The organism is Sphingobium terrigena, assembly GCF_003591655.1.
GTDB classification, from domain to species: domain Bacteria; phylum Pseudomonadota; class Alphaproteobacteria; order Sphingomonadales; family Sphingomonadaceae; genus Sphingobium; species Sphingobium terrigena.
Genome location: NZ_QVRA01000025.1, coordinates 26219 through 48357 on the forward strand (window position 1 = coordinate 26219; position 22139 = coordinate 48357).

At 62.8% G+C, this 22139-nt stretch carries 15 protein-coding genes and 3 pseudogenes; 12 read left to right on the forward strand and 6 right to left on the reverse strand.

The genetic code is table 11. From position 1 onward, the window contains the following. The first annotated feature begins 60 nt into the window (after positions 1 to 60). The 11 genes and pseudogenes from D0Z70_RS19670 to D0Z70_RS25855 all read left to right on the forward strand — a co-directional run. Complete coding sequence (locus tag D0Z70_RS19670; protein WP_119749399.1) at positions 61 to 924, forward strand: LysR substrate-binding domain-containing protein; 864 nt, start codon at positions 61 to 63, stop codon at positions 922 to 924. 339 nt (positions 925 to 1263) lie between these two features. Next, entirely contained in the window at positions 1264 to 2262 is a 999-nt protein-coding gene (locus tag D0Z70_RS19675) for an efflux RND transporter periplasmic adaptor subunit (protein WP_239019037.1), read from the forward strand. Then, the gene (locus D0Z70_RS19680) at positions 2262 to 5363 is read left to right on the forward strand and encodes an efflux RND transporter permease subunit (protein WP_119749401.1); all 3102 of its coding nucleotides are present in this window, start codon (positions 2262 to 2264) and stop codon (positions 5361 to 5363) included. The genes D0Z70_RS19675 and D0Z70_RS19680 overlap by 1 nt, the downstream gene beginning before the upstream one ends. Continuing rightward, a complete protein-coding gene (locus D0Z70_RS19685) occupies positions 5360 to 6736 on the forward strand; it encodes an efflux transporter outer membrane subunit (RefSeq protein ID WP_119749403.1) in 1377 nt (458 codons plus the stop codon). The genes D0Z70_RS19680 and D0Z70_RS19685 overlap by 4 nt, the downstream gene beginning before the upstream one ends. A 10-nt stretch (positions 6737 to 6746) precedes the next feature. Then, positions 6747 to 7421 carry a response regulator transcription factor gene (locus D0Z70_RS19690; RefSeq protein WP_119749405.1) on the forward strand — a complete coding sequence of 225 codons (675 nt, stop codon included), beginning with the start codon at positions 6747 to 6749 and terminating at the stop codon, positions 7419 to 7421. Next, positions 7421 to 8764, forward strand: a complete 1344-nt coding sequence (locus D0Z70_RS19695) for a sensor histidine kinase (RefSeq protein ID WP_119749407.1) — start codon at positions 7421 to 7423, stop codon at positions 8762 to 8764. Before D0Z70_RS19690 ends, D0Z70_RS19695 begins: the two co-directional genes overlap by 1 nt. Next, the gene (locus D0Z70_RS19700; protein WP_239019038.1) at positions 8761 to 9540 is read left to right on the forward strand and encodes a COG4705 family protein; all 780 of its coding nucleotides are present in this window, start codon (positions 8761 to 8763) and stop codon (positions 9538 to 9540) included. Before D0Z70_RS19695 ends, D0Z70_RS19700 begins: the two co-directional genes overlap by 4 nt. A 152-nt stretch (positions 9541 to 9692) precedes the next feature. Then, positions 9693 to 10007: pseudogene (locus tag D0Z70_RS19705) on the forward strand (DedA family protein); the annotation flags it as partial. A gap of 114 nt (positions 10008 to 10121) precedes the next feature. Further along, positions 10122 to 10475 (forward strand): annotated as a pseudogene (locus D0Z70_RS25515) (transposase); the annotation flags it as partial. Positions 10476 to 10611: 136 nt separating this feature from the next. After that, positions 10612 to 11487 carry an aldo/keto reductase family oxidoreductase gene (locus D0Z70_RS19715; protein WP_119749453.1) on the forward strand — a complete coding sequence of 292 codons (876 nt, stop codon included), beginning with the start codon at positions 10612 to 10614 and terminating at the stop codon, positions 11485 to 11487. A 108-nt stretch (positions 11488 to 11595) separates the two neighbouring features. Further along, positions 11596 to 12049, forward strand: a pseudogene (locus D0Z70_RS25855) (transposase); the annotation flags it as partial. A gap of 681 nt (positions 12050 to 12730) precedes the next feature. On the opposite strand, the gene D0Z70_RS19725 reads toward D0Z70_RS25855, so the two are convergent. The 5 genes from D0Z70_RS19725 to D0Z70_RS19745 all read right to left on the reverse strand — a co-directional run bounded on the left by D0Z70_RS19725 (position 12731) and on the right by D0Z70_RS19745 (position 19918). Beyond that, complete coding sequence (locus tag D0Z70_RS19725) at positions 12731 to 13861, reverse strand: site-specific integrase (RefSeq protein ID WP_119749455.1); 1131 nt, start codon at positions 13859 to 13861, stop codon at positions 12731 to 12733. A gap of 253 nt (positions 13862 to 14114) precedes the next feature. Next, on the reverse strand, positions 14115 to 14654 hold the full coding sequence (locus tag D0Z70_RS19730; protein ID WP_239019040.1) for a lytic transglycosylase domain-containing protein: 540 nt from the start codon (positions 14652 to 14654) through the stop codon (positions 14115 to 14117). Then, positions 14626 to 17589 (reverse strand): MobF family relaxase, encoded by a 2964-nt coding sequence (gene mobF / locus D0Z70_RS19735; RefSeq protein ID WP_119749409.1) that lies wholly within the window; start codon positions 17587 to 17589, stop codon positions 14626 to 14628. Before mobF ends, D0Z70_RS19730 begins: the two co-directional genes overlap by 29 nt. Next, the gene (locus D0Z70_RS19740; protein ID WP_119749411.1) at positions 17586 to 19619 is read right to left on the reverse strand and encodes a type IV secretion system DNA-binding domain-containing protein; all 2034 of its coding nucleotides are present in this window, start codon (positions 19617 to 19619) and stop codon (positions 17586 to 17588) included. Before D0Z70_RS19740 ends, mobF begins: the two co-directional genes overlap by 4 nt. Continuing rightward, the gene (locus D0Z70_RS19745) at positions 19616 to 19918 is read right to left on the reverse strand and encodes a hypothetical protein (protein WP_119749414.1); all 303 of its coding nucleotides are present in this window, start codon (positions 19916 to 19918) and stop codon (positions 19616 to 19618) included. Before D0Z70_RS19745 ends, D0Z70_RS19740 begins: the two co-directional genes overlap by 4 nt. Before the next feature lie 488 nt (positions 19919 to 20406). On the opposite strand from D0Z70_RS19745, the gene D0Z70_RS25520 reads away from it, so the two are divergent. Beyond that, a complete protein-coding gene (locus tag D0Z70_RS25520) occupies positions 20407 to 20778 on the forward strand; it encodes a hypothetical protein (RefSeq protein ID WP_239019041.1) in 372 nt (123 codons plus the stop codon). Positions 20779 to 20856: 78 nt separating this feature from the next. Here D0Z70_RS25520 and D0Z70_RS19755 read toward each other — a convergent pair whose 3' ends face one another. Then, on the reverse strand, positions 20857 to 21855 hold the full coding sequence (locus D0Z70_RS19755; RefSeq protein ID WP_119749416.1) for a DUF2493 domain-containing protein: 999 nt from the start codon (positions 21853 to 21855) through the stop codon (positions 20857 to 20859). Positions 21856 to 22139: the final 284 nt, after the last annotated feature.

A 22139-nucleotide genomic window follows, 5' to 3' on the forward strand; every position in this document is an offset into this window, starting at 1 on the left:
AAATGATTTTATGCAATCTCATGAATTGATAAATCGAATGCTTACGGGGTGTATTGGGCTATGACGTTGCGAAATCTCGATATTGATCAGCTCCGCGCATTTCTAACGATCGCAGAAACGGGCAGCTTCACGCGTGCAGGTGAAAGGCTTGGGCGCACCCAATCGACAATCAGTCTTCAATTGAAGCGACTCGAAAACCACCTGAATCGTGTACTTTTGGACCGAAATGCGCGCGGCGTCCGCCTCACCCTTGACGGACACAAGCTAATGGGGACTGCGCGCAAACTCGTCCACCTCAATGACAAGGCCGTTGCTGAGTTGCTGGAGCCGGACATTCGGGGCGTGGTTCGCCTTGGTGTGCCAGAGGATTTTGCTACGGTGCATCTACCCGAAATACTCGCTCTTTTTAACGAGGCCCATCCTCTCGTGGAATTGGAGGTGACGTGCGATTTGACGCTTAATCTCCTTGAGCGATTCCATGCGGGGGCCTTTGACCTAGTTTTGGTGAAGCGGGAACCGGCAGCCGCGCTGGAGGGGATGCGCGTGTGGCGTGAGCCTTTGGTTTGGGTAGCCAGAGATCAAAGCGCAGCCGACAGTGTCGATACTGTACCACTCGTAATGTCGCCGGCACCTTGTGTTTACCGTAAGCGCGCGACCGATGCCCTTGACGCCATCGGACGCCCCTGGCGCATAGCCTACACGTCAACCAGCCTGGCGGGGAGCCAGGCAGCGGTTCGCGCAGGGCTTGGGATTACAGTGCTGCCGCGCGAAATGGTTCCGGAGCCTCTCGCAACTGTGACGGGTGAAGCAGGGTTGCCGGTCTTACCTGACACGGAAATAGCGTTGATCGAAGGTTCAGCGATTTCTGAGACGGGACATATGCTGGCGCAACACATTGTTGAAACGCTTGAACGGACAAACTGACGGATAGGGAGTGATTCTACATCTTCCGCTCTGAACTGTCGGAAAACCCAGTCGGCAATCGCCGTGTGCTGCCACCATGTGTTATCTGGCGGGAAGTAGGCGCTCTAGGCGGCAGGGCCGGTATCGCGCGATGTCGGTCGGAACCGAGCTGGATCGCCGACCTCATAGCCGACATTGTGAAGCGGGTTTCTGATCTTTGCAAAGCCGCGCACGCAGGTGGCGCGGCGCATGTGTCAAAACCTACCGATTGTGACAACCGCCTGTCGTATCCTGCCGAACATTGGGATTTTGTATAATCGCCCCAAGCTGCCGCCAACATGAGGCTGCTATCGTCGTGGCATGACGCATATCCGATGCCTTCCGATCGCCACGTTGCCTCTGCTGGCGGTCCTGACCGGCTGCGGCAGTGATCCGGCTACGCCCCCGGTTCCCCCCGCCAAAGCGGAGGCGGTCGCTCACGAAAGCGATCTGCTGAAGCTCACCCTCACGACAAAAGCGCAACAGCGTCTCGGCATCCGAACGGTAAGAATTGGCGATGGTTCGGCGGCGCAAGTCCGGGAAACCAGCGGTGAGGTCGTCGTGCCGGCAACCGGCGGGGCGGGTGTGCCAACGGGATCGACGAGCAACCTCGCCCAGATCGGGGTCAGTCAGGTTGCGGCCGAAGGCGAGATCGCGCGAGCGCAAGCGCAAGTGCGGCTCGCAGTCGTCGCCTATAACCGCGCCGACGCCTTGGTGCGCGAGGAAGCGGGTAGCGTGCGCGGTCGCGACGAAGCCGCGGCGTCGCTCGCTACCGCCCGGGCTGCACTGGAGGCGGCGCGCGCGCAACGCGGGCTGCTCGGTCCCTCAATCGCGTCGATGGGCAATCTTTCGACACTGTGGGTGCGGGTGCCGGTGTTCGGGACCGACGTGAGCGCCATTGAACGCGGTCGCACCGCAACCGTGCGTCCGCTCGGTGACGATCGCGCCGCCCCGCGCGCTGCGCGCCCGGTCCAGGCCCCGCCCTCTGCCAATGCGATCGCGGGCACCGTCGATCTGTTCTTCGCGCTTCATAATCGTGACCGTGCCTACCGCGTCGGTCAGCGCGTCTCGGTGGCGTTGCCGCTTGGCGGGAGGGTGGATGGACTGTCGGTCCCGAGCGCGGCAATCGTCCGCGACATCTATGGCGGCGAATGGGTGTACCGAAAGACTGCACCCGACACATACGTTCGCCAGCGGATTGAGGTCGCGAGCGTCGCGGACGGCCGTGCGCTGTTGTCGCGCGGCCTGGAGCGCGGTGCCGAAGTCGTGACGGACGGGGCGGTCGAGCTGTTCGGGACCGAGTTCGGGACGCCGCATTGATGCTTGCCTGGTTGGTCCGTGCCGCGCTGACCCAGCGCGTCCTCGTGCTCGCGCTCGCCGCGCTGCTGGTCGTTCTGGGTCTGCGCGCGACCGGCGACGTGCCGCTCGACGTGTTTCCCGAGTTCGCGCCACCAATGGTGGAGATTCAAACCGAAGCGCCGGGCCTCTCCACCGAGGAGGTGGAAAGCCTGATTACCGTACCGATCGAAACGGCGGTCAACGGCGTCCCCGATCTGATGACGCAGCGCTCCAAGTCGGTGCTCGGCCTGTCGTCGGTGTCGATCCTGTTCGCGTCCGGCACCGACGTGATCCGCGCCCGCCAGCTCGTGCAGGAACGGGTAACGCAGGTGCAGGCACGGTTGCCCGCCGCCGCGCGTCCCCCGGTGATGCTCCCGCCGCTGTCGTCGACCAGTCGGGCGATGAAGATCGGCATATCGTCGGCAAAGCTCGATCAGATGCAGCTTTCCGAACTGGCGCGATGGACGATCCGGCCGCGCCTGATGGCGGTGCCGGGCGTCGCCAATGTCGCGATCTGGGGTCTGCGCGATCGCCAATTGCAGGTTCTGGTCGATCCCGACCGACTGCGCGCTGCCGGCGTGACGCTCGCCGAACTGCGCGCCGCGGCCGGCGACGCGGTGCTGGTCGGCGGGGGCGGCTTCGTCGATACGGCAACCCAGCGGCTCGCCGTGCAACAAACGAGCGCGATCCAGTCCTCGGCCGATCTCTCGCAAGCGGTCATCAAGCAGAGCGGGGAAACGGCGGTCCGCATCGGCGACGTCGCCCGCGTGGTCGACGGCTTCGCCGCGCCGATCGGCAATGCGATCATCGACGATGGCCCCGGCCTGATGTTGATCGTGGAGAAGCAGCCGACCGGCAACACGCTCCAGCTTACCCGTGACGTGGAGGCCGCGATCGGGGAATTGAAACCGGGCCTGCGCGACGTGAAGGTCGATACGACGATCTTCCGCCCCGCGACCTTCATCGAACGCTCGATCGACAATCTGACGCGCGCGCTTGCGATCGGCTGCCTGCTCGTGGCCGTGGTGCTGTTCGTTTTCACCCGCGATTGGCGGCAGGCGACGATCAGCCTCGTCGCCATACCGCTGTCGCTGCTCGGCGCGGGCCTGGTGCTGTTATGGAGCGGCGCGTCGATCAACACGATGGTGATCGCCGGGCTGGTGATCGCGCTCGGCGAAGTCGTCGACGATGCTATCATCGACGTGGAGAACATTGCGCGCCGGCTGCGGCTCAACCGCGAGGCCGGCAATCCGCGCTCCAACTTCGATGTGGTGTTGTCGGCCTCGCTGGAAGTGCGATCGGCGGTGGTGTTCGCGTCGCTGATCGTGATGCTGGTGTTCCTGCCGATCTTCTTCCTGGGCGGGGTGGCGGGCACGTTCTTCCAACCGCTCGCCATCGCCTATGTGCTGGCGATCGCCGCGTCGTTGCTGGTCGCGCTGGTGGTGACGCCGACGATGTGCCTGTTCCTGCTGCCGAACGCGCCCCTAAAGGCAGAACGTGACACGCGGCTCGTCGGGGAGCTCAAGCGCCGCTACGCTGGGGTGCTGCCGCGCATGGTGGCGCGACCGGCGCTGGCGATGGGGATCGTCGCGGGCGGCCTCCTGCTGGCGGGCGTCGGCTATGCTGGATTCAAAGACCAGTTCCTGCCCGACTTTCGCGAAACCGACTTCCTGATGCACTTCGTCGAGAAGCCCGGCACGTCGATCGAGGCGATGGACCGCATCACGACCCGTGCCTCCAAGGAGCTCCGCAGCATTCCCGGTGTCCGCAATTTCGGCGCGCATATCGGCCGTGCCGAAGCCGCCGACGAAGTGGTCGGTCCGAACTTCACCGAGCTGTGGATCAGCCTGGACGAGAACGTCGATTATGACGCCAGCGTCGCGCGTATCAAGGAAGTGATCGACGGCTATCCCGGCCTCTACCGCGACGTGCTCACCTATTTGCGCGAGCGCATCAAGGAAGTGCTGAGCGGCGCAGGCGCGACCGTCGTCGTCCGCATCTTCGGTCCCGATCAGGTCGAGCTTCGCGCTGCAGCCGAACGTGTCCGCGCCAAGGTGGCGGCGATCGACGGGGTTGCCGATCTCAAGGTCGAGCAACAGGTTCTGGTGCCGCAAATTCAGGTCCGTCCCCGGCCCGGCGATCTCGCCACGCTGGGTCTCACCGCGGGCGAAGTACGGCGACAGGCGCAAACGCTGGTCGCGGGGCAAAAAGTCGGTGAAATCTACCGCAACCAGAAAGCGTTCGACGTGGCGCTGTGGGGCGAACCCAAGGTGCGCGGCGATGTCCATGCGCTTGCCGACATGTTGATCCAGACGCCTGCCGGTGCGCCGGTGCGGCTGCGCGATGTAGCCGATATCCGCATCATGCCCGCGCCCAATGAAATCAAGCGCGAGAACGGTCAGCGTCGGATCGACGTGACGCTCAATGTCGCCGGTGCGGACCTCGGAACGGTCGCGCGCGCCGTCGAAACCGCGGTCGGACAGGTGCCGTTCGCGACCGGATACCATCCCCAGGTGCTGGGCGAATACGCGGCGCTGCGCGATTCACGTCAGCGGCTCTGGACGACCGGGCTGCTCTGCCTGCTCGGCGTCCTGCTGCTGGTGTGGCTGGAGTTCCGCTCGGCGCGGATCACCGCGTTGGTCGCGACCAGCCTGCCGTTCGCACTGGTCGGCGGGGTAGTCGGCGTGGCGCTGACAGGCGGCGTGTTGTCGCTCGGTTCGCTGGTCGGGTTTGTCACCGTGATCGGCATCTCGGCGCGCAACGGCATCATGCTGTTGTCGCACTACGATCATCTGCGGCGTTTCGAGGGCGAAGTATTCGGGCCGCACCTGATCCTGCGCGGCGCGGAGGAACGGTTGGTGCCGATCCTGATGACCGCGGCGTGCGCCAGCCTTGCACTGCTGCCGCTGATCGTCGCTGGCAACGCGCCAGGCCATGAAATCGAGCATCCGATGGCCATCGTCATCCTGGGCGGACTTGTTTCCTCGACTGTGCTCAACCTGTTCCTGATGCCCGCGCTCTACTCGCGCTTCGGCCGGGAGAAGCCCGCGCCCGATGCCCCGCTTGCTGGAGTTCCCGCATGATCCGCCGGTTCGCTCCGATCGCCGCGCTCGCGGTCGCGGGGTGCATGACTGCGCCTCTGCCCCCGCCGACGATCGCACCCGCGTCCGCCACGGGTGCTTTCGCAAGCCTTCCGACCGCGGCGATCGGCCCGGTCCCGGATGACTGGTGGCGGCTGTATGACGATCCGGCGCTTGATCGACTGGTCCAGGCAAGCCTCGCCGCCAATGCCGATCTGCGCGTCGCCTATTCCAATCTCGACGGTGCGCGCGCGGCACTGCGGCAAGCGCGCGCCACGCGGCTGCCGCAAACCACGATCGAGAGCGCAGGAACGATCGACAACAGCGCCACGCAACCGAGCGCGTCATCGAACGTGCCGTCCACCGACTACGATCTTGCCCTGACCGCAAGTTGGGATATCGATCTGTTCGGCCGCTTGCGCTCGGGCGCGCTGGCGGCGGGGGCCGATGCCGATGCTCAGGCCGCGGCGCTGAATTCACTGCGCGTCGCGGTCGTGGCGGATACGGTGCTCGCCTATGTCGATCTGTGCGGTGCGACCCGTGCGGCGAATGTATCGCGCGAGATAATCGCGGTTCAGGAACGCACGGTTGGCGTGGTACGCGACCAGTTTGCCGCTGGCGAAGTATCGCCGCTCGAAGTCTCGCAGGCCGCCAGCCTGCTGGAATCCACCCGCGCCACGCTGGCCCCGTTCGAGGCGTCGCGCGCGAATGCCCTGTACCGGATCGCAACCTTGCAGGGCCGCCCCCCCGCTGAAGCAGGCGGGTTCAACATCGTCTGCAATGCGCCCCCGAAGCTCCGCGCGGCGGTGCCCGTGGGTGACGGACAAGCGCTACTTCTGCGTCGACCCGATATTCGCGAAGCCGAACGCCGCCTCGCCGCTGCCGCGGCGCGGATCGGGGTCGCCCGTGCCGATCTCTACCCGCGCGTGAACCTGGGTGGTGCAGTCGGGCTGTTGACGGGTGGCTTCGTCGCGACGGCTTCACCGCTGATAAGCTGGGCCTTCCCCAATCAGGCCCCAGCGCGCGCACGACTGGAACAGGCCCGCGCGACTGAGCGCGCGGCGCTCGCCGGTTGGGATGTGGCGGTGTTGCGGGCGCTGCGCGAAGTCGAAACAGCGCTCGCCGTCTACGATGGCGAAGTGCGCCGTAATCGTGCGCTCGAAGCCGCCCGCGTCCAATCCGCGCTTTACGCCCGCCGTGCAGCCGCCCGTGTTCGGCTTGGGGATGCCGCCTCGCTGATCCAGTTCGATGCTGAGCGGGCGCGGGCGCAAGCCGCGCTCGCCCAGGCACAGTCCGATCTCACCGTGGCGCAATCCCAGGTAGCGCTATTCCGGGCGCTGGGTGGGGGATGGCAGACGAACGGCCCGGCGGGCTAGAAGGGCAGCCATGCGAATCCTGATCGTAGAAGATGATGACGAGACGAACCGCTTCGTGGCCCGCGGGCTTGCGGAATTGGGACATCATGTCGTCACCAGCACCGATGGTCGCGACGGGCTGTTTCAGGCGACTGGCGACCAGTTCGACGCGCTGATCGTCGATCGGATGCTTCCCGGTCTGGATGGCCTGTCGCTTATCAAGGCGCTGCGCGCGGCGGGCAACATGACGCCGGCGCTCATGCTCACCGCCGTGGGCGGCATTGCCGATCGCGTCGAAGGACTGGAAGGCGGGGCCGACGATTATCTGGTCAAGCCGTTCGCCTTTTCCGAGCTGGCCGCGCGCGTGCATGCACTCGGTCGGCGTCCCGCTGCCCAGACCGAAGCGAGCGTGCTCGTTATCGGATCGATCGAGCTCGATCTTCACCGGCGCACCGTCACGCGAGACGGTCGCCGGATCGTGCTGCAACCGCGCGAGTTCGCGTTGCTCGCCGAGCTGATGCGCAATCCTCGCCGGGTGATGACGCGCACGATGCTGCTGGAGCGGGTCTGGGATTTCGATTTCGATCCCAAGACTAACATCGTCGAGACGCACTTGAGCCGCCTGCGCTCCAAGCTCAACGCCGGGTTCGACGATGATGCGATCGAAACCGTACGCGGCGCTGGCTATATGATCCGCGGCGCGTGATGACCCGCCCGTGGCGATCCACCTTCGGGCTTGTCGCCCTTGTCGCGTGCCTTTTCGCGGTGGGGACGCTCATCATCGGGGTCGTCGCCTATGAAGTGACGCACGAAGCCTTGGAAATCCAGCTCGATCACCGGGTCGCGATCGAAACCCGCGCGTTGATCGACGAAGGCGATGATGGTCCTACAGGCGTTGCGGCTGCAATCCGCCGGCGCGAGGCGGCGCGAAGTACCGCCAGCTTGGATTACCTATTGGTCGACCCTGCGGGTCGCCGCGTGGCAGGGTTGCTCGACGCGACCGCACCGACCGCACCGGGCTATCTGGAGTTCCTGCATTACCGGCGCGATGGCCAACACAGGATCGCACAAGCCCTGACCACACGCTTGCCCGACGACAGCCGGTTGGTGGTCGCCGCCGATCGCGGCGTCATCGACGAGATGGATGCGACGCTGCTGAAGCTGTTCGCGGGGGCGTTCGGGGTAATGCTCCTGCTCGGCATCGGCGCGGCTTGGCTGGTCGGTGCGGTAACGCGCGTGCGCCTGTCGCGCATCGACCGCACCGCGCTCGCGATCATCGATGGCGATCTGGCGCGACGTATGCCGCTCACCGGCGCGGGTGACGAGTTCGATCGCGTGTCGGCGACGCTCAACCGGATGCTCGACCGGATCGGCGGACTGATGGACAACCTGCGCCAGGTGTCGAGCGACGTAGCCCACGACCTGCGCACACCGCTGACCCGCCTGCATAACCGGCTCGATGAAGCGCTATCGGCACGGGACGTGGACGAGAAACGCCAGGCGATCGAGGCCGCTGCCGCACAATCACGCGAGCTGCTCGATATCTTCGGGGCATTGCTGCGCATCGCGGAGGTGGAAGCATTGTCACCCCGCGCCCATTTTCAGGACGTACCGCTGGACCAACTGGTCGATGAACTAGTCGAAACCTACCGCCCCGATATTGAGGCAAGTGGCCACCTGCTCGTCACAGCGATAGCCCCCGCGATATGGACGATGGGCGATCGACGGCTGCTGCAACAGCTTATCACCAATCTCCTCGACAACGCGCTTCGCCACACCCCCCCTGGGACGACGGTTCGCGTCGAGCTGGAGCGTGATGACGCCGTTGCTCGCTTGACGGTCGCCGATGATGGACACGGAGTAGCACCCGAAGATACGTCCCGGCTGTTTCAGCGGTTCGCGCGCGCGGAACGTAGCCGATCGTCGGAAGGTCATGGTCTGGGGCTTGCACTCGTCGCTGCGGTCGCGACCGCGCACAGGGGCGCGGTTTCGCTGCTCGCGCCGCCCGGATTTGGGGTTGTCGTTGAACTACCAGTTGGGAAAACATGATGACAATCGGCGACAGGCGCGAACTTCTGAGCAAGGTGCCAGCGATCACGTTGGGCTTCTGGATCATCAAGATTCTGGCGACGACGCTCGGCGAAACAGCCGGCGATACCGTCAGCATGTCGATGAACCTGGGCTATCTTGTCGGCACCGCGATTTTCCTGACGGCGTTGATCGCGCTGGTTTGGTGGCAGATGGCGGCGACGCGCTTCCACCCCTTTCTCTATTGGTCGACGATCATCGCATCGACCACCGCGGGAACGACGATGGCGGACTTCGCCACGCGGTCGTTGGGCATCGGCTATACCGGGGGTTCGGCGCTGCTGCTAGGATGCGTGCTGGCGTCCTTGTTTGCCTGGTATCGCACCCTTGGGTCAATCTCGGTCGATACCGTGCGGGAACCCAAGGCGGAACTGTTCTACTGGCTCACCATCACCTTCTCGCAGACGCTCGGCACGGCGCTAGGGGATTGGACAGCGGACACCGGGGGCCTCGGCTATCTTGGTGCAGCGGCGATCTTCAGCGCGATGCTGGCAATACTCGCCGGTCTCTACTTCTTGACAAAGGCAAGCCGGGTATTCCTGTTCTGGGCAGCGTTCATCATGACCCGGCCGCTCGGCGCGGCCGTGGGTGACTTCCTCGATAAGCCAATCGCAAAGGGTGGACTGGATTTCAGCCGCCCGCTCGCTTCCGCAGTGCTCGCGGCGGCCATCCTGGTCCTCATTTTGGTCCTCCCACAACGCGCAGGCCAACATCCTGGTGAGAACAGGGCCGGGTAAACTGAACCGGTATCTCGCCACGACACCCGACCATTGAAAGACAGCCTGTGTTCGATCGCCTAATCGAGTTCCTTAACGAAGCCGACTACCTCGGCATTGCCGCGCTGATGTTTCTTGAAAATGTGTTTCCGCCAATCCCCTCCGAAATCATTATGCCCGCTGCCGGTTTTGGCGCGGGGCAAGGGCGATTGAGTCTGTTCGGGGTGATCGTGGCCGGCACGGGCGGCTCGGTCGCGGGCGCACTTTTCTGGTACTATGTTGGCAAATGGATCGATGCCGATCGGCTACGGCGCTGGGCCGGACGGCATGGGCGCTGGCTGACGCTTGCACCACGGGACATCGACCGCGTAGACCGCTGGTTCGATCGACATTCCGGTAAAGCCGTGTTGCTCGGCCGGCTCGTCCCCGCGCTGCGAACGCTGATCTCGGTACCAGCAGGCGTGTTCGGTATGAGTCTACCGCGTTTTCTGCTGTTCACGACGCTTGGGACCGCGCTCTGGACGACACTGTTAGCAGTGGCCGGCTACCTTCTTGAAGGGCAATACCGGATCGTTGCCGCCTACCTGAATCCGATTACCAACATCATCGTCGGGCTGGTGGTCGCCGCATATCTTTATCGGGTGGCGACGTGGCGCGCCACTGTGCCTGCTGACCACCCGCTCCGACGTATCGACGCCCTCTTTGATTTCGGCTTCGTGCGCGACGCACTGGCGGCGAGCTACAGCGCGACCGGACGACCATCAATCGATCCGGAACTGATGCTGCGGATGCTGCTGGTCGGCTACCTGTCCGGCATCCGCTCGGAACGGCGCTTGTGCGAGGAGGTGCACCTCAACCTCGCCTACCGCTGGTTCTGTCGTCTCGATCTCGCCGATCGGGTGCCTGATCATTCGACTTTCTCAAAGAACCGGCACGGTCGCTTTCGCGCCTGCGACGCTCAGTCTTCGCCACGGCGAGGAACGCTGTTAGGTCTTCGCGGCCGGCATCCATCCTTTTCTGTACAGCTTGAGTGAAATGCGAGTTCTCGTACGCCTCGGGAACACCTACCTAGCGGAAGAAGAGGAGAGCGATATGCAGACCATAGATCAGGCTGGCAGCTTCCAGCTCGGCGACCGCAACGTGAAGCGGATCGGCTATGGCGCGATGCAACTCGCCGGACCCGGTGTGTTCGGACCCCCGCGGGACCGCGCCGCCGCGCTCGCGGTGCTGCGCGAGGCAGTCGAGAGCGGCGTCGACCATATAGATACCAGCGACTTCTACGGCCCGCACGTCACCAACCAGCTCATTCGCGAGGCGCTACATCCCTATCGCGACGGATTGACCATCGTGACAAAGGTCGGCGCCGTGCGCGGCGTTGATGGCTCATGGAACCCGGCGCAGGATGCCGGCGCGCTCACAGCAGCGGTGCACGACAATCTGAGGAACCTCGGCCTCGACGTTCTGGACGTCGTCAACATGCGGCTGATGGGCGGCGGTGCCGGACATGGACCCGCAGATGGTCCGGTGGAACCGCAACTGGCCGCGCTCGGCAGGCTCCGCGAGCAAGGGTTGATCCGAAACATCGGATTAAGCAACGCGACATCCAAACAAGTGGAGCAGGCGCGTGGCATCGTCGAGATCGTCTGTGTCCAGAACCAGTATAACCTCGCACACCGCGACGACGACGAGATGATCGATGCGCTGGCGGCGGATGGCATCGCCTACGTCCCCTTCTTTCCGCTCGGCGGCTTCAGCCCGCTCCAATCGGAGACTTTGTCCGACGTTTCCGCGCGTTTGGGAGCGACGCCGATGCAGGTGGCGCTCGCTTGGCTGTTATGGCGCTCGCCCAACATCCTGCTGATCCCCGGCACATCCTCAGTCGCTCATCTGCGCGAGAACCTGGCCGCGGCGTCGCTGGATCTTCCTGACGAGGCAATAGCGGCGCTGGGCGCGTTAGGACGAGCATGATAACCGAATGCGGTGGTGTCACAACCGGTCGAGACTGTTGAAAAACGGCTGCTTGCGACGGTGACGAGGGCGTGATTCACTCCTGTAAGGCGGCAGGGGATTACGGACATGATGGGTCGGCAGGTAGCACAGGGCGCGCTGTTCTACGGCTTCCGGCCCGACGACCATGTACCGGCCGGCCACCTGCTCCGACGCATCGACGGACTGCTCGACTTCGCCTTCGTGCGCGAGGCGCTGGCAGCCAGCTACAGCACAAGCGGACGACCGTCAATCGATCCGGAACTGATGCTCAGGATGCTGCTGGTCGGCTACCTGTTCGGCATCCGCTCGGAACGGCGCCTGTGCGAGGAGGTGCACCTCAACCTGGCCTATCGCTGGTTCTGCCGGCTCGATCTCGCTGACCGGGTGCCCGACCATTCGACCTTCTCCAAGAACCGGCACGGCCGCTTCCGCGCCTGCGACCTACATCGTCTGCTGTTCGAGCAGGTGGTCGCCCGGTGCGCCGCGGCCGGGCTGGTGGCGGGGCGCGAGTTGGCGGTGGACGGCAGCACCATCGTGGCCGACACCAGTCGGGAGCGGAGGTTGAAGGGCGCAGACGCCGCAGACGAACTCCGTGCCAGGGATACCGTATCGCGGCCCGTCGCCGAATATCTGGCGGCGCTCGATGCTGCCTTGCCGCCTGGTCCTGACGAACCGGCCCCCGTCGAGCCAGCCAGCATCTCGCCGACCGACCCGCAGGCGGCGCTCACCTGCAAGCACGGACCGGCGCGCTACGCCTACGCCAAACCCGTTGCTCGACCTCGAGACCGACTGCATCCTCGACGTGGAGGCGACGCCCGCCCGCTTCGCAGCCGAGGTGGCGGCGACCCGAACGCTGGTGTCAAGCGCCGGCACCAAGCTGGGCATCGAACCCGCCAGTCTCTCGGCCGACAAGGCGTATGGTGGCGGTCCGCTGCTTGGCTGGCTGATCGACCGGAACATCACGCCATACATCCCGGTCATCGACCGGACCCGTCAGCGGGACGCCTTCTTCACCCGGGATGCCTTCCGCTACGACCGGGAAGCGGATGCCTACCGCTGTCCGGCGGACAAGCTGCTCGGCTATTGCGTCACCAGCCATCCGCCGCGCCGGTTCCGCGAAGGCCTTTTTCAACGGTCTCGAACGGTTGTAGCCTCAGCGCACCAGCGGCTTTCGACCCTTGCGGTCCTAAAGGCGGTCCGGCAGCAAAGTCCCCAAGGGCAGTCATACCAATTTCGACATGAGCCGTCCTGCCGCCCCCTGTTCCGCCGCGAGATTGCGATTATAGGCCAGCGGCATGCGCGGCGACTTCCACCGCAACGCATCCATGATCCCAGCGAGGTCCTCGCCGCTCGCAAATAGGTCCTGGTTGAGCCCGATCCGCGTCGAGTGAGCACTGATCCCCTTGAGCAACCGCGTCAGATCCTCAGCCGTGAGGTCGGGAAGCGCGCCGAGATCGAACGCCCGCTGGATGATCGACCGGAAGATCGGCCCGATCGATCCAGGGTGCAGCGCCACGGTGCCGATGTCATATTCAATCCGCGCCTTGACCGCCGGCTTGGAGAGCGTCTTGCGCAAATCCCACGTTTCGCGGCCCGAAATGCTGTCGATCGGGCGACCACGAACAGCAGCGCGGGCCTTGTAACGCCGCACCTGCACCCGCCGGAACAACGGCCCTGCCGTGATCTTGGCGGCTTCGCTCCAGGCCGCGATTGCCGAGACGGTGCGCGGGCTAAGGTAGGCGGTCGCCCCCTCCCCGTCCTGGTCGCCCTTGCTGCGCAGAATCTGTAGGAGGCGCGCTTCTGGATCGATCGCTTCCTCGATTTGCTCGACCGCGACCGCCACCAACTCGGACGCGCGCAGCCCGGTGTCATAGGCGGCCGACAGCAGTGCCCGATCGCGCAGCCCCGGCAGATCGTCTCCGCAACTCTCGAGCAGCGCGCGGATGTTGAGCCCACGCGCCTTGTCGCGCTCGACGTCGCGCACCGGCCCCTTGAATCGTAATGGCCGTGCCTGCTTCTGCGCCGCCCCCTTCTCGCGCCGGACCGCCTGCAGGCGCAGCTTGACCAGCGGCGCCAGCGTCGGATCCTTCAGATCGAGCAGCTGGTGGATCTTGGCGATCGAAGCCTTGTAGCGGGCGAGCGACGCCGGTCGGCTCCCCTTCGCGGATCGCGCGTCGAGATAATCTGCCACGGTCTCGGCCGTCGCCGGCAGCGCGATCCGATTGCTGCGCCGGCACCAGGCGTCGAACGCCTCGATGTCGGATCTGAGTGCACGGATGCTGTGGGGCGAAGAGGCAGCCTGATAGGCGGCGATCAGCGCCTCGTTGATGGTGATGCGCTCCCCGGCCCGCATCTGCACCACCGCCCACGAGAGATCATCGGCCGCCGCTGCCGGCGAAGTCCTGCCCTCCCCCGCAATCAGGGCGGTTTCCTCGATCGGCGCGGCGTCATCCATCGGCGATGGCTGTACCGCACCTTATAAAGAGGCGTCAAATAAGGACATGTGATAACTGCACTTATCGAGTGTCCATATTAGAGTTATTTTGTCCGATTTTCAGATTATTAAGGCAGTTCGCTTTCCGATTTACTTGCAACATTGCATATTCTCATTCGAATAAATCTGAACCAAATCTTTTAATCAATTTTCCCGCGACATTCGCCCCATAGCGCTGCTGACGCCACTTTGTCGGACTATGGTAGGCGCCAACTGAATGCCAATAATCACCCGTCAAAGCGAGCCCAGATAGAAATATCCAACGTGCGGCCCGCACATTGAAACAGGCATCATGGATCAACCAATGCCGCACTTCCGATCCACTACGGCGGAGGATTTTGGAAATCCGTCCCACCCACCAACTATTAACCTGCATAGGTCCCAAATCATAGCTGCCGTCTGTGTTCAAAATCTCAGCACCAATCCACCCACCTTCCTGATCGCGCAGTCCCCACAGCGTCCTTTCGAGCCATTCGTGTCCCGCCGCTGCCTGCCTGATACATTGTCCAATCTTCGCTTCGTGCGAAGCAGAGAGTATTGATTTGGCTTGTGCGGGCGCAGTTTGCGTCAGCATCAACATTGCGAGCAACGCGACCCCAATACGGCAAACGATGGTTGCCCATTTAACGATCATGACCACCTCGATGATCACGCGATTGGGTTGGCGTATTAACATCAGATTGTCGTGACGCTGCTTGATCGGTAGCCTGCCGATGTTGGTCGTCGGACTTGGTCAGCAATGACGTCAGCCACCGATCAACCATCTGTGCAACCGACTGTGCGCGGCCGGCAAGGCTCGTCGCCAGACTGCCAGGCATCGGCTGTGATCGCCTCTCTCGCCCATCAAATGTCCGCAATTTGCGCGCTTCCCGATTCGCCTGCTGTAGCAACCGCAACTCGTCCCAGCGTTGCTCATGTCTGACTGCCCTGCCCTTCACGCTGTCCTTGTCGAGCCGACCAAGCCCTTCGAGCGCAGAGGTCTTGGTGCCAGAATTGCGTTCAAGCTTTTCGATCAGGCGATCCATATCCTCCGTCCAAAGCTTCACACCAAAACGCGCGCGGGTGATGGCCGTGTAATAATTCTTACCGGTGACCAGCGACGATCCTACCGGAGCGAGCACATAGACACGATCATAGGTTTTGGACTGTGCGGAATAGACCGTTTCCGCATAGCCATGGTCCCAGTTCTTGTGTCGTGTGAGGTCAATTTCCTGACGTCTGCCGTCACGATCCCATAATATCGTCGCGGTTCGACCTGTGAGCTTTTCTACGGTCCCCCGGTCAGCATTTCGGATACCGAGCGCATGATCGACCAGACGCCACTGGATCCGATCGCCTTTGGCCAGATCACGATGCTCCTCATTGAAGATATTGACCCTTGACGTCCGACCCAGGCGTGGATCCCACAGTATCGTGCGGTCGTTTTCATCGGAAAGACGGACGCGTTGTCGCCCTTTTTCGTCCTTCGCAATGCCAGCAACCCGGTATTCCCTGTCCTGGACGACACCAAGACCAATATTATCGCGCGAGAATATCAGCACCTGCCCAGGTGTATAAAAGCGGGGCAAGCGCTTTTCCTGATCCGTCATCCCGGAAGGCGTCAGAACGGAAAAACCGGTATCTTGCCCGGCGAGCGCTCCTTCGGCCTTCAACGCTTCGCGGATTTTGTTGTTGAGGATGAGACGGGTCGCATTTTCCAGCACCAATATGTTGGTCTTGGCGCGGCTCTTGGCACCAAGGCGCGTCCACTCGCCTACAAGCGCATGTGCCAGCTTTTCGGCGGTATCGCCACTTACCACTTTGTCGAGTGACGCGAGCGAAGCCCCGTAATTCTCAAGCCGGGCCTGCGTCACTGCGACCTTCATCGGGCGTGTTTCCTGCCGAACCGATGCGGTCAGTTCTGCCTTGGGCAGCCCCAGGCGCTGCATGAGCCAGAAAGCCTTACCCTGCTCGATCGCACCGGTCTGCATATTATCGCCAAGCAGGATCAGACGCGCGCCGGTCTTGCGACTGATCTCCAGCACCCGCATCGCCTGGCGGTTGCCAAGCTGCCCAGCCTCGTCAAGGATCAGGACATGGCGGTTATCGACATCGCGGCCACCACCCGCGATCAGGCTGGCCACGGTCCGCGATTCTATTCCCGCGCTGTAACCCAGATTGGCGGCGGCCGAAGAGGTGGGCGCCAGCGCGATCAGGGTCGATTCAGGCCCGGCGCATGCGTTCAATACCCTGACCAGCGTCGATTTGCCCGCGCCAGCAACGCCATGGACGCCGACCACGCGGTCAACCGTCGTGCCGATCATCACCAACGCCGCAGCCTGCTCGACGTTAAGGCCATTTTTGTCGGCCAGATTTTGAAGCTTTTCCCTGGTTGCGATTGGCTTTGCATCATTGAGCGCGAGCGCAAGTTGATCCGAGAGCGCCAATTCAAGTCGCGCGGTCCGGCGCGAAGTGCGCCCGCGCGTGTGGATTTCGTCACCAGTTGGGTGACGGGTTTCAAGCAGCCTGGCTCTGGCTTCATGCGCCTGCGCGAGGGGGCGGATATCTTCCAACCGCACCTCGCCGACATGAGAGGCAAGGCCGATACGTAACAGCTTGCCCAGATTGTTGACCGCCTCGCGCGCCTCCGCCTGGCGCAGGCCAAAGAGCATGGCGCGCGCAGCAGTGGCGGGCTCGATACCAAGACGGCGCTCCCCTTTCTGCTCGGCCGCCACCTTCACGCCTTCGATAGCATCCTGGTGGACACCCAGGCGTGCTGACCAACGGTCGTGAAGCGCATCCAGGGCAAGTTTTTCCTTAGGACCGCGCGTCTGGTAGAAGGACATGCGTCGGGCCGCCTGGCCCGCCAGGCCATTTTCCCGCGCATGCGCCTCGATCTGCTCCGCGCGCTGGGACATATGTTCGATGAGTTCTTTAGGCACATCACTAATCTCGAACAGTCCCTTGCGCGGATCATAGTCGATTCCATAGCCAAGCTCCTTCAGCCGATGGGCCAGATCGTTGCGATAAATCTGCCCTGCAACCATCTGTTCTGCAAACAGCGCCCGGGTTTCTAGGCTGGACATGGGCGTTCCGTCCCCCCGATTGGTCATGTTCATGATCACGACGTGGGTATGCATGTGGGGGTCTAGTTCGCGCGAGGCATGTTCGGTAAACCGGGCATAGATCAGACGCCCGGTGGTTTCGTGAACGATGTTGCCATCGACCCGGTGACGCAGCGTCGCATGCTCCTCCAGATAGGATAGCGCCGCGCTCACCGCTTTTTCATGCGCGGCAATGACCCGTTCGTCACCAGCAACGAGCGCCATGATCGACACTGATTTGGGCGCATTCACAGCAAAGTCCCATCCTGGATGATGCTGGATCTTGCCTTCACCACGGCGGCGACCCAGGCGCTGCTCACCGACCTTCCCATCGAGCAAAGCCTGGAAGGTCGAGGGATCGACCCTACCGTTTAGTCCAAGCTCCGCAGCGATGGCGCCACCCCATTGCGAATGTTCGTCGGCACCTTTGGTGTAATAATCACCCACCATATAATAGCGGGTGAGATTGGTCGGCGTGCCCTTCAAGCGACGAGGATGGATCATGCCGGCGTCGCCCTGTTGCGAGCACCATCATGGCGCGCATGCTGGGAAAGGCGGAAGCCCGCGGGCTTGCCAAAAAGCTCCAACGGCGGTGGTACAGGTGGCGCTTGGCTTTCACCATCATTCCTGCTCGGCATAACGGCATTTGGTGCGGGCGCATCTACCCCACCAAAACCGGCTTCTTCTTGTTCAGGCGGAATTTCGGCGGTCGCGTGGGATGACGATGAAGTCTTGCGACGGGTCGGCCTGGCCCTGCGTTTCGATGCAGTTTTTGTCGGTGCCCCTTCCCCATCCAGCTGCGGTGACAGCCGGACAGGCGGGGCGATCCGCTCTGCAAACGCGACAGCAATTGAGGGCAACTTATTATAGCTGTCGATAAAGCGCACCACCGGAAGACTGCGACCGAAACGCAGATAACCGACGAGATTGGGAAGATTGGTAACCTCGGTATGCATGACCAGCGGCCGGGTCACTTGCATGCGCGACAGGTTTACCCCATCGCGCATATCGTTGACGCCGTAGGACATGCCCTCATTGGCTTCGACCTGTTCAGCCTGTCCCAGATTTTCGCTGACATGCCTTGCGGTCGGGGTGTCGTTGGCGCGCAGCGCTACCCAGGTCGAGCAATAGCCGGTGATGGCTGCTGCATCCTGAATACCATAGGTGGCTTCAAGCTGCGGATAGCTCTGAAACCCCAAGATACCACATCCGCCATATTTGCGGGCGCGGGCCAGAAAGTCGGAGAGCGAGGGCAGTTTCTGGAGTGATGGCAGTTCGTCGATCACACAGTAAAGACGCCGATCCTGGTCCGGCTCCAGGCTCATGATGGCGCTGATCGCGATGTCCAGCCAGACCGTTATCAGCGGACGAAGCGAGGGCAACTGGTCAGCCTTCACGGTTATGAACAGCCAGCTATCGTCCTTCTCATTGGCGACCCAATCGCGGATCGATAGGCCGTCGTCTGTATCATCCAGATAGGAGAAGCTGCGCATGACCGAGGCGAGTTCCGCCTGAATGCCCGCTGAGGTTCGCTCTCCTTCGGTCGATATGAACGCCGACGCATCGGTTCCAGCTGCGAAAGCGGCCAGATCCTTGAGCTTGGACCGGAGCAGGGTGTCCAGCAGGATCGAAACCAGGGTCCGTTCCTGCCGCGCCAGCTTGCGCATGATGGCGACCAGCGTGCCGCGGGCCGCTTTTGCCCAGAAGGGATCACCCGTCTTGTCGGGGATGGTCGATTCCGCAATCTGGTCATAATGATAGTCGCGCGGCACATCGACCCAGGGGGCCCAGGCATCAGCACGGGCATCGAGCGGGTTGAGGAGGATGTCGGTGCCTGGCCGGTAGAATTTCTCCACAAACGTACCCGCAGTGTCATATACAATAGCCCGGCGCTTGGTCTTGCGTACGCCGTCAAGCATCTTGATGATGAGGTTGGTCTTGCCTGTGCCAGGCGCGCCGCAGATGAGGATATGCTCTGGCTCGAATGCGTGAGGCACGGGAACGCCGCCGATGGCGAGGCTGCCGCGCTTCTGCCAACGCAACGCCCGGCGTATCTGCCGCACGGTTCCAAAGCGCGCGCCGCGCAGGAACTGGTTCGACCCGAGCCCCCTGCCCATGCGGGTAAAATAGAGCCAAGCCCAGAACAGCATAGCGAGGGCAAATAGACCCGAAAGCGCCGCCCCGTGCAGGAGATAGGTTTCGAAAGCGGCAAGCGTATTATGGGCAATGCCGGATTCCAGAATATCTCTGGGCGTCGTCCAATATTCGCGGCCAGCGGGTGTCTTGAACAATATGGGTGTGACGTTGCCAGGGACAGTATCCCCCATCACCATTGCCTGGCCGAGCTTCATCAGAACGAAGCGTTCATAGTCGGATGACTTCTCCAGCGCATACCAGATGATGCCGCCAATCCAGATGATGACACTGGCAAGAAAGGTCTGGTAAAAGACCTGCGTGGTCATGCGGACATTGTGGACGATCGCCTGGCCGCCACGCGTCCAGGACCCCAATGTGTCATGTCGGAAAATGCTCATGGCCGGTCCTGCTCGGGATCGAGCAGCCCCCTTTCCTTGAGCAGGCGTCGGGCATCGGCCAGTCCTGCTGCCAATATGTCGGGCGTGCGCGCGCCAATGGACTTGGCGAGGATCGCCAGGGTCTGAATGGCAGTCGCGTGCAGCTCATCCAAACGAGCATGATAGCCCGATGGATCATCTCCCTCAAAGCGGTGCAGAATATCGCGAAGATAGGCAGATGGGGTGCTGCCACTGTTATGGGCCTGATCGACCAGTCGGTCGAACAGGGCGTCATCGAGACGGATAGTTATTCGGGCCATGCGCAGATCCTGTTTCTGCGCCGACGGGTAGTGAAGCCGTCGCTTTATAGCAGATTCGTCACTTGATCTCAATGCCATAGAGAAATGTTCAGTGTCTGCCATGTCCGACAAATGATGACATGGGCGATCAAAGACTTAGCGTAGAGAGACCGAGCGGGCGTCATACCGGTATGACGATCAGTGACAAACTGTCCGACCGGTGTGACAGACATAAGCTACGGAAATCAGGGCGGTTCGCGTTCGCAGCACCCGTGCGTACGGTGCATTACAAAACGGCCTCGTGCCGTGCGTCCTTACCTCGCAGCGCGCTTGCCGCTGCGCTGCCTCGTGCCGGAAGGCGCGGGGCTCCCCGCAGGGGTTTCTGTCCTTGCCCGCGGTACATCGCGCCAGAGGCAAAGGCACCCCGGCTGCAACATTTCCATTGCGATCATGATGCACTCCATCGATAAGAAACAGGTGGCGGGCAGGCCATCTGACAGGAAGATGCCATGCCCAGAATGACTGAACGCGAACGCCTCGCTGACCTTGAAGCGCGACAGAAGAAAGTCGCGCAGGAGATCGACCAGACCCGCCGCGCTTTGCGCGGCAGATATGCCGCTATCGTCTCCGAACTGCCGATCGAGTTGTTGACTGAACGCGAATTACGCGACATTCTCACCAACGCGATCCGCGCGGGTGGCGCAGCATCTGTCGCTACGCTCAAGGCCCTGCCGGCTGCCACAATCGCACATAACCAACAACCCGATCCGCGCCCGCAGGGCGTCCCTGCGACGAGCACGGCGGAGCCGCGCGCAGGAGGCCGGGGTCGCCCAAAGGGCGACACCGCATCGCTCCGCGACGGACCCCTTGCGGGTCCCTGAGCGGGGCGACATATCCCAACAGTAAAAACAGGAGGACCGGTCCGGCAAACCCGAACCGATCCTCCTCACCCCTTCCCGTCAGGACGCGCTGTGACGCTGCCCTGCTGCGCCGCTCCGCTGATCTGCCAACCGGAAGAAGTGCGCCGGCACCCCCTTCGCCCTCACCAATCGTGCCAGATGGGACTGAAGCCCTGAGCCTTCGCACACCACCGCCTCGACCGGCTGCAGCGCCATGAGTTGCTCATTGCGGGCGAATCCGGCCCTTTGTCCCAGCTTGCGGTTGAGGGTGAACGCAATGAGTGGTGTACCGCTGCGTGCCGCCCAGGATGCCGCGATCGCATCGCATCCCTTGTCCTGCGCGCTCGTCGCCAGCACCATTGTCGGAATGCGCTCACGGATCGCATCAAGGGTCGTGGTGATCTGGTCATGATCCTCCCAGACTTGCCCACCGGAGAATATGACGATCGGTCCCTTTGGGGAATGACTTGCAGCCTTTTTCTCCCTGCGGGCGGCCAGGAAGTCCTGGGCGGCAACCACCGAAGCTGTGCGCTTGCTCGACACCAGCGATCCCCGCGGTGAAGACCAGGGTCGCCCGGTTTCGTTATGATAACTTCCTGCGGCATGGTCGCGCATGCAGGCCACCGCATCGCGCGCCTCGTCGAGGGACTGGCAGATGGTTTGCGCTTCCTCCAGCTGCGCCATCAGCACCTCGCTGCCGTCGGCATCGCGGATCAGATCCCGGACCTTGAGCGCTGCCTTGTCAGCCTCGCCATCGAGCTGTCCTGCAACCTTGTGGAAGCTGTGCACGATCCCCCAGGCGATCCGTCCGGCCATGCTTTCAAGCCTTGTGTCTCGCAGGACGTCAAAAAGAGTGCAGATCATCAGTTCGGTCGCCTGCTGCACCTGCCAGGGATCGGGCATCCCGGCATCGCTCTCCTCCTCGGCATGCCCCATGCGGAAACCGTCGATCGTCTCGGTAAAAGCCTGGCTGAAGCGGTCGGACACCTGCCCGGTTTCGAGCGCCAGCAGGTCGGCAATTTCGGGGAAGGAACGGACGGTACGGAAAATCCTTGTCATGAAAACCTCCTCTTTACAGTTTGAGATTTTCTCTTCGGCACGGGCTCCGAGCAGCGGGGTCAAGGATCGGGCGTAGCCCGACCGCGCAGCGGCGGTGGGGGTCACGATTTTTTCTGGCGGCCACTCAGGCTGGATCGACAGACACACGTCAGACCCGCCGGAAAAAATGGTGGGGCCCCGCCGTCCTTGAGGCCGGTGCTGACCCCGTGCCACACTAAAAAGAGTTGAGAGAAGAGAGGAGGCTCCCGAATCTGGGGCTCGATGCCCCTGATTCGGGGATGGGT

Excerpts from the sequence above, each read along its gene's own strand:
- D0Z70_RS19725 (WP_119749455.1), bottom strand. The coding sequence starts at position 13,861 with ATGCGGGCCGGGGAGCGCATCACCATCAACGAGGCGCTGATCGCCGCC.
- D0Z70_RS19700 (WP_239019038.1), top strand. The coding sequence starts at position 8,761 with ATGATGACAATCGGCGACAGGCGCGAACTTCTGAGCAAGGTGCCAGCG.
- D0Z70_RS25520 (WP_239019041.1), top strand. The coding sequence starts at position 20,407 with ATGCCCAGAATGACTGAACGCGAACGCCTCGCTGACCTTGAAGCGCGA.
- D0Z70_RS19690 (WP_119749405.1), top strand. The coding sequence starts at position 6,747 with ATGCGAATCCTGATCGTAGAAGATGATGACGAGACGAACCGCTTCGTG.
- D0Z70_RS19740 (WP_119749411.1), bottom strand. The coding sequence starts at position 19,619 with ATGAGCATTTTCCGACATGACACATTGGGGTCCTGGACGCGTGGCGGC.
- D0Z70_RS19675 (WP_239019037.1), top strand. The coding sequence starts at position 1,264 with ATGACGCATATCCGATGCCTTCCGATCGCCACGTTGCCTCTGCTGGCG.
- D0Z70_RS19745 (WP_119749414.1), bottom strand. The coding sequence starts at position 19,918 with ATGGCCCGAATAACTATCCGTCTCGATGACGCCCTGTTCGACCGACTG.
- D0Z70_RS19670 (WP_119749399.1), top strand. The coding sequence starts at position 61 with ATGACGTTGCGAAATCTCGATATTGATCAGCTCCGCGCATTTCTAACG.
- D0Z70_RS19715 (WP_119749453.1), top strand. The coding sequence starts at position 10,612 with ATGCAGACCATAGATCAGGCTGGCAGCTTCCAGCTCGGCGACCGCAAC.
- D0Z70_RS19695 (WP_119749407.1), top strand. The coding sequence starts at position 7,421 with ATGACCCGCCCGTGGCGATCCACCTTCGGGCTTGTCGCCCTTGTCGCG.
- D0Z70_RS19680 (WP_119749401.1), top strand. The coding sequence starts at position 2,262 with ATGCTTGCCTGGTTGGTCCGTGCCGCGCTGACCCAGCGCGTCCTCGTG.
- D0Z70_RS19755 (WP_119749416.1), bottom strand. The coding sequence starts at position 21,855 with ATGACAAGGATTTTCCGTACCGTCCGTTCCTTCCCCGAAATTGCCGAC.
- mobF (WP_119749409.1), bottom strand. The coding sequence starts at position 17,589 with ATGATCCATCCTCGTCGCTTGAAGGGCACGCCGACCAATCTCACCCGC.
- D0Z70_RS19685 (WP_119749403.1), top strand. The coding sequence starts at position 5,360 with ATGATCCGCCGGTTCGCTCCGATCGCCGCGCTCGCGGTCGCGGGGTGC.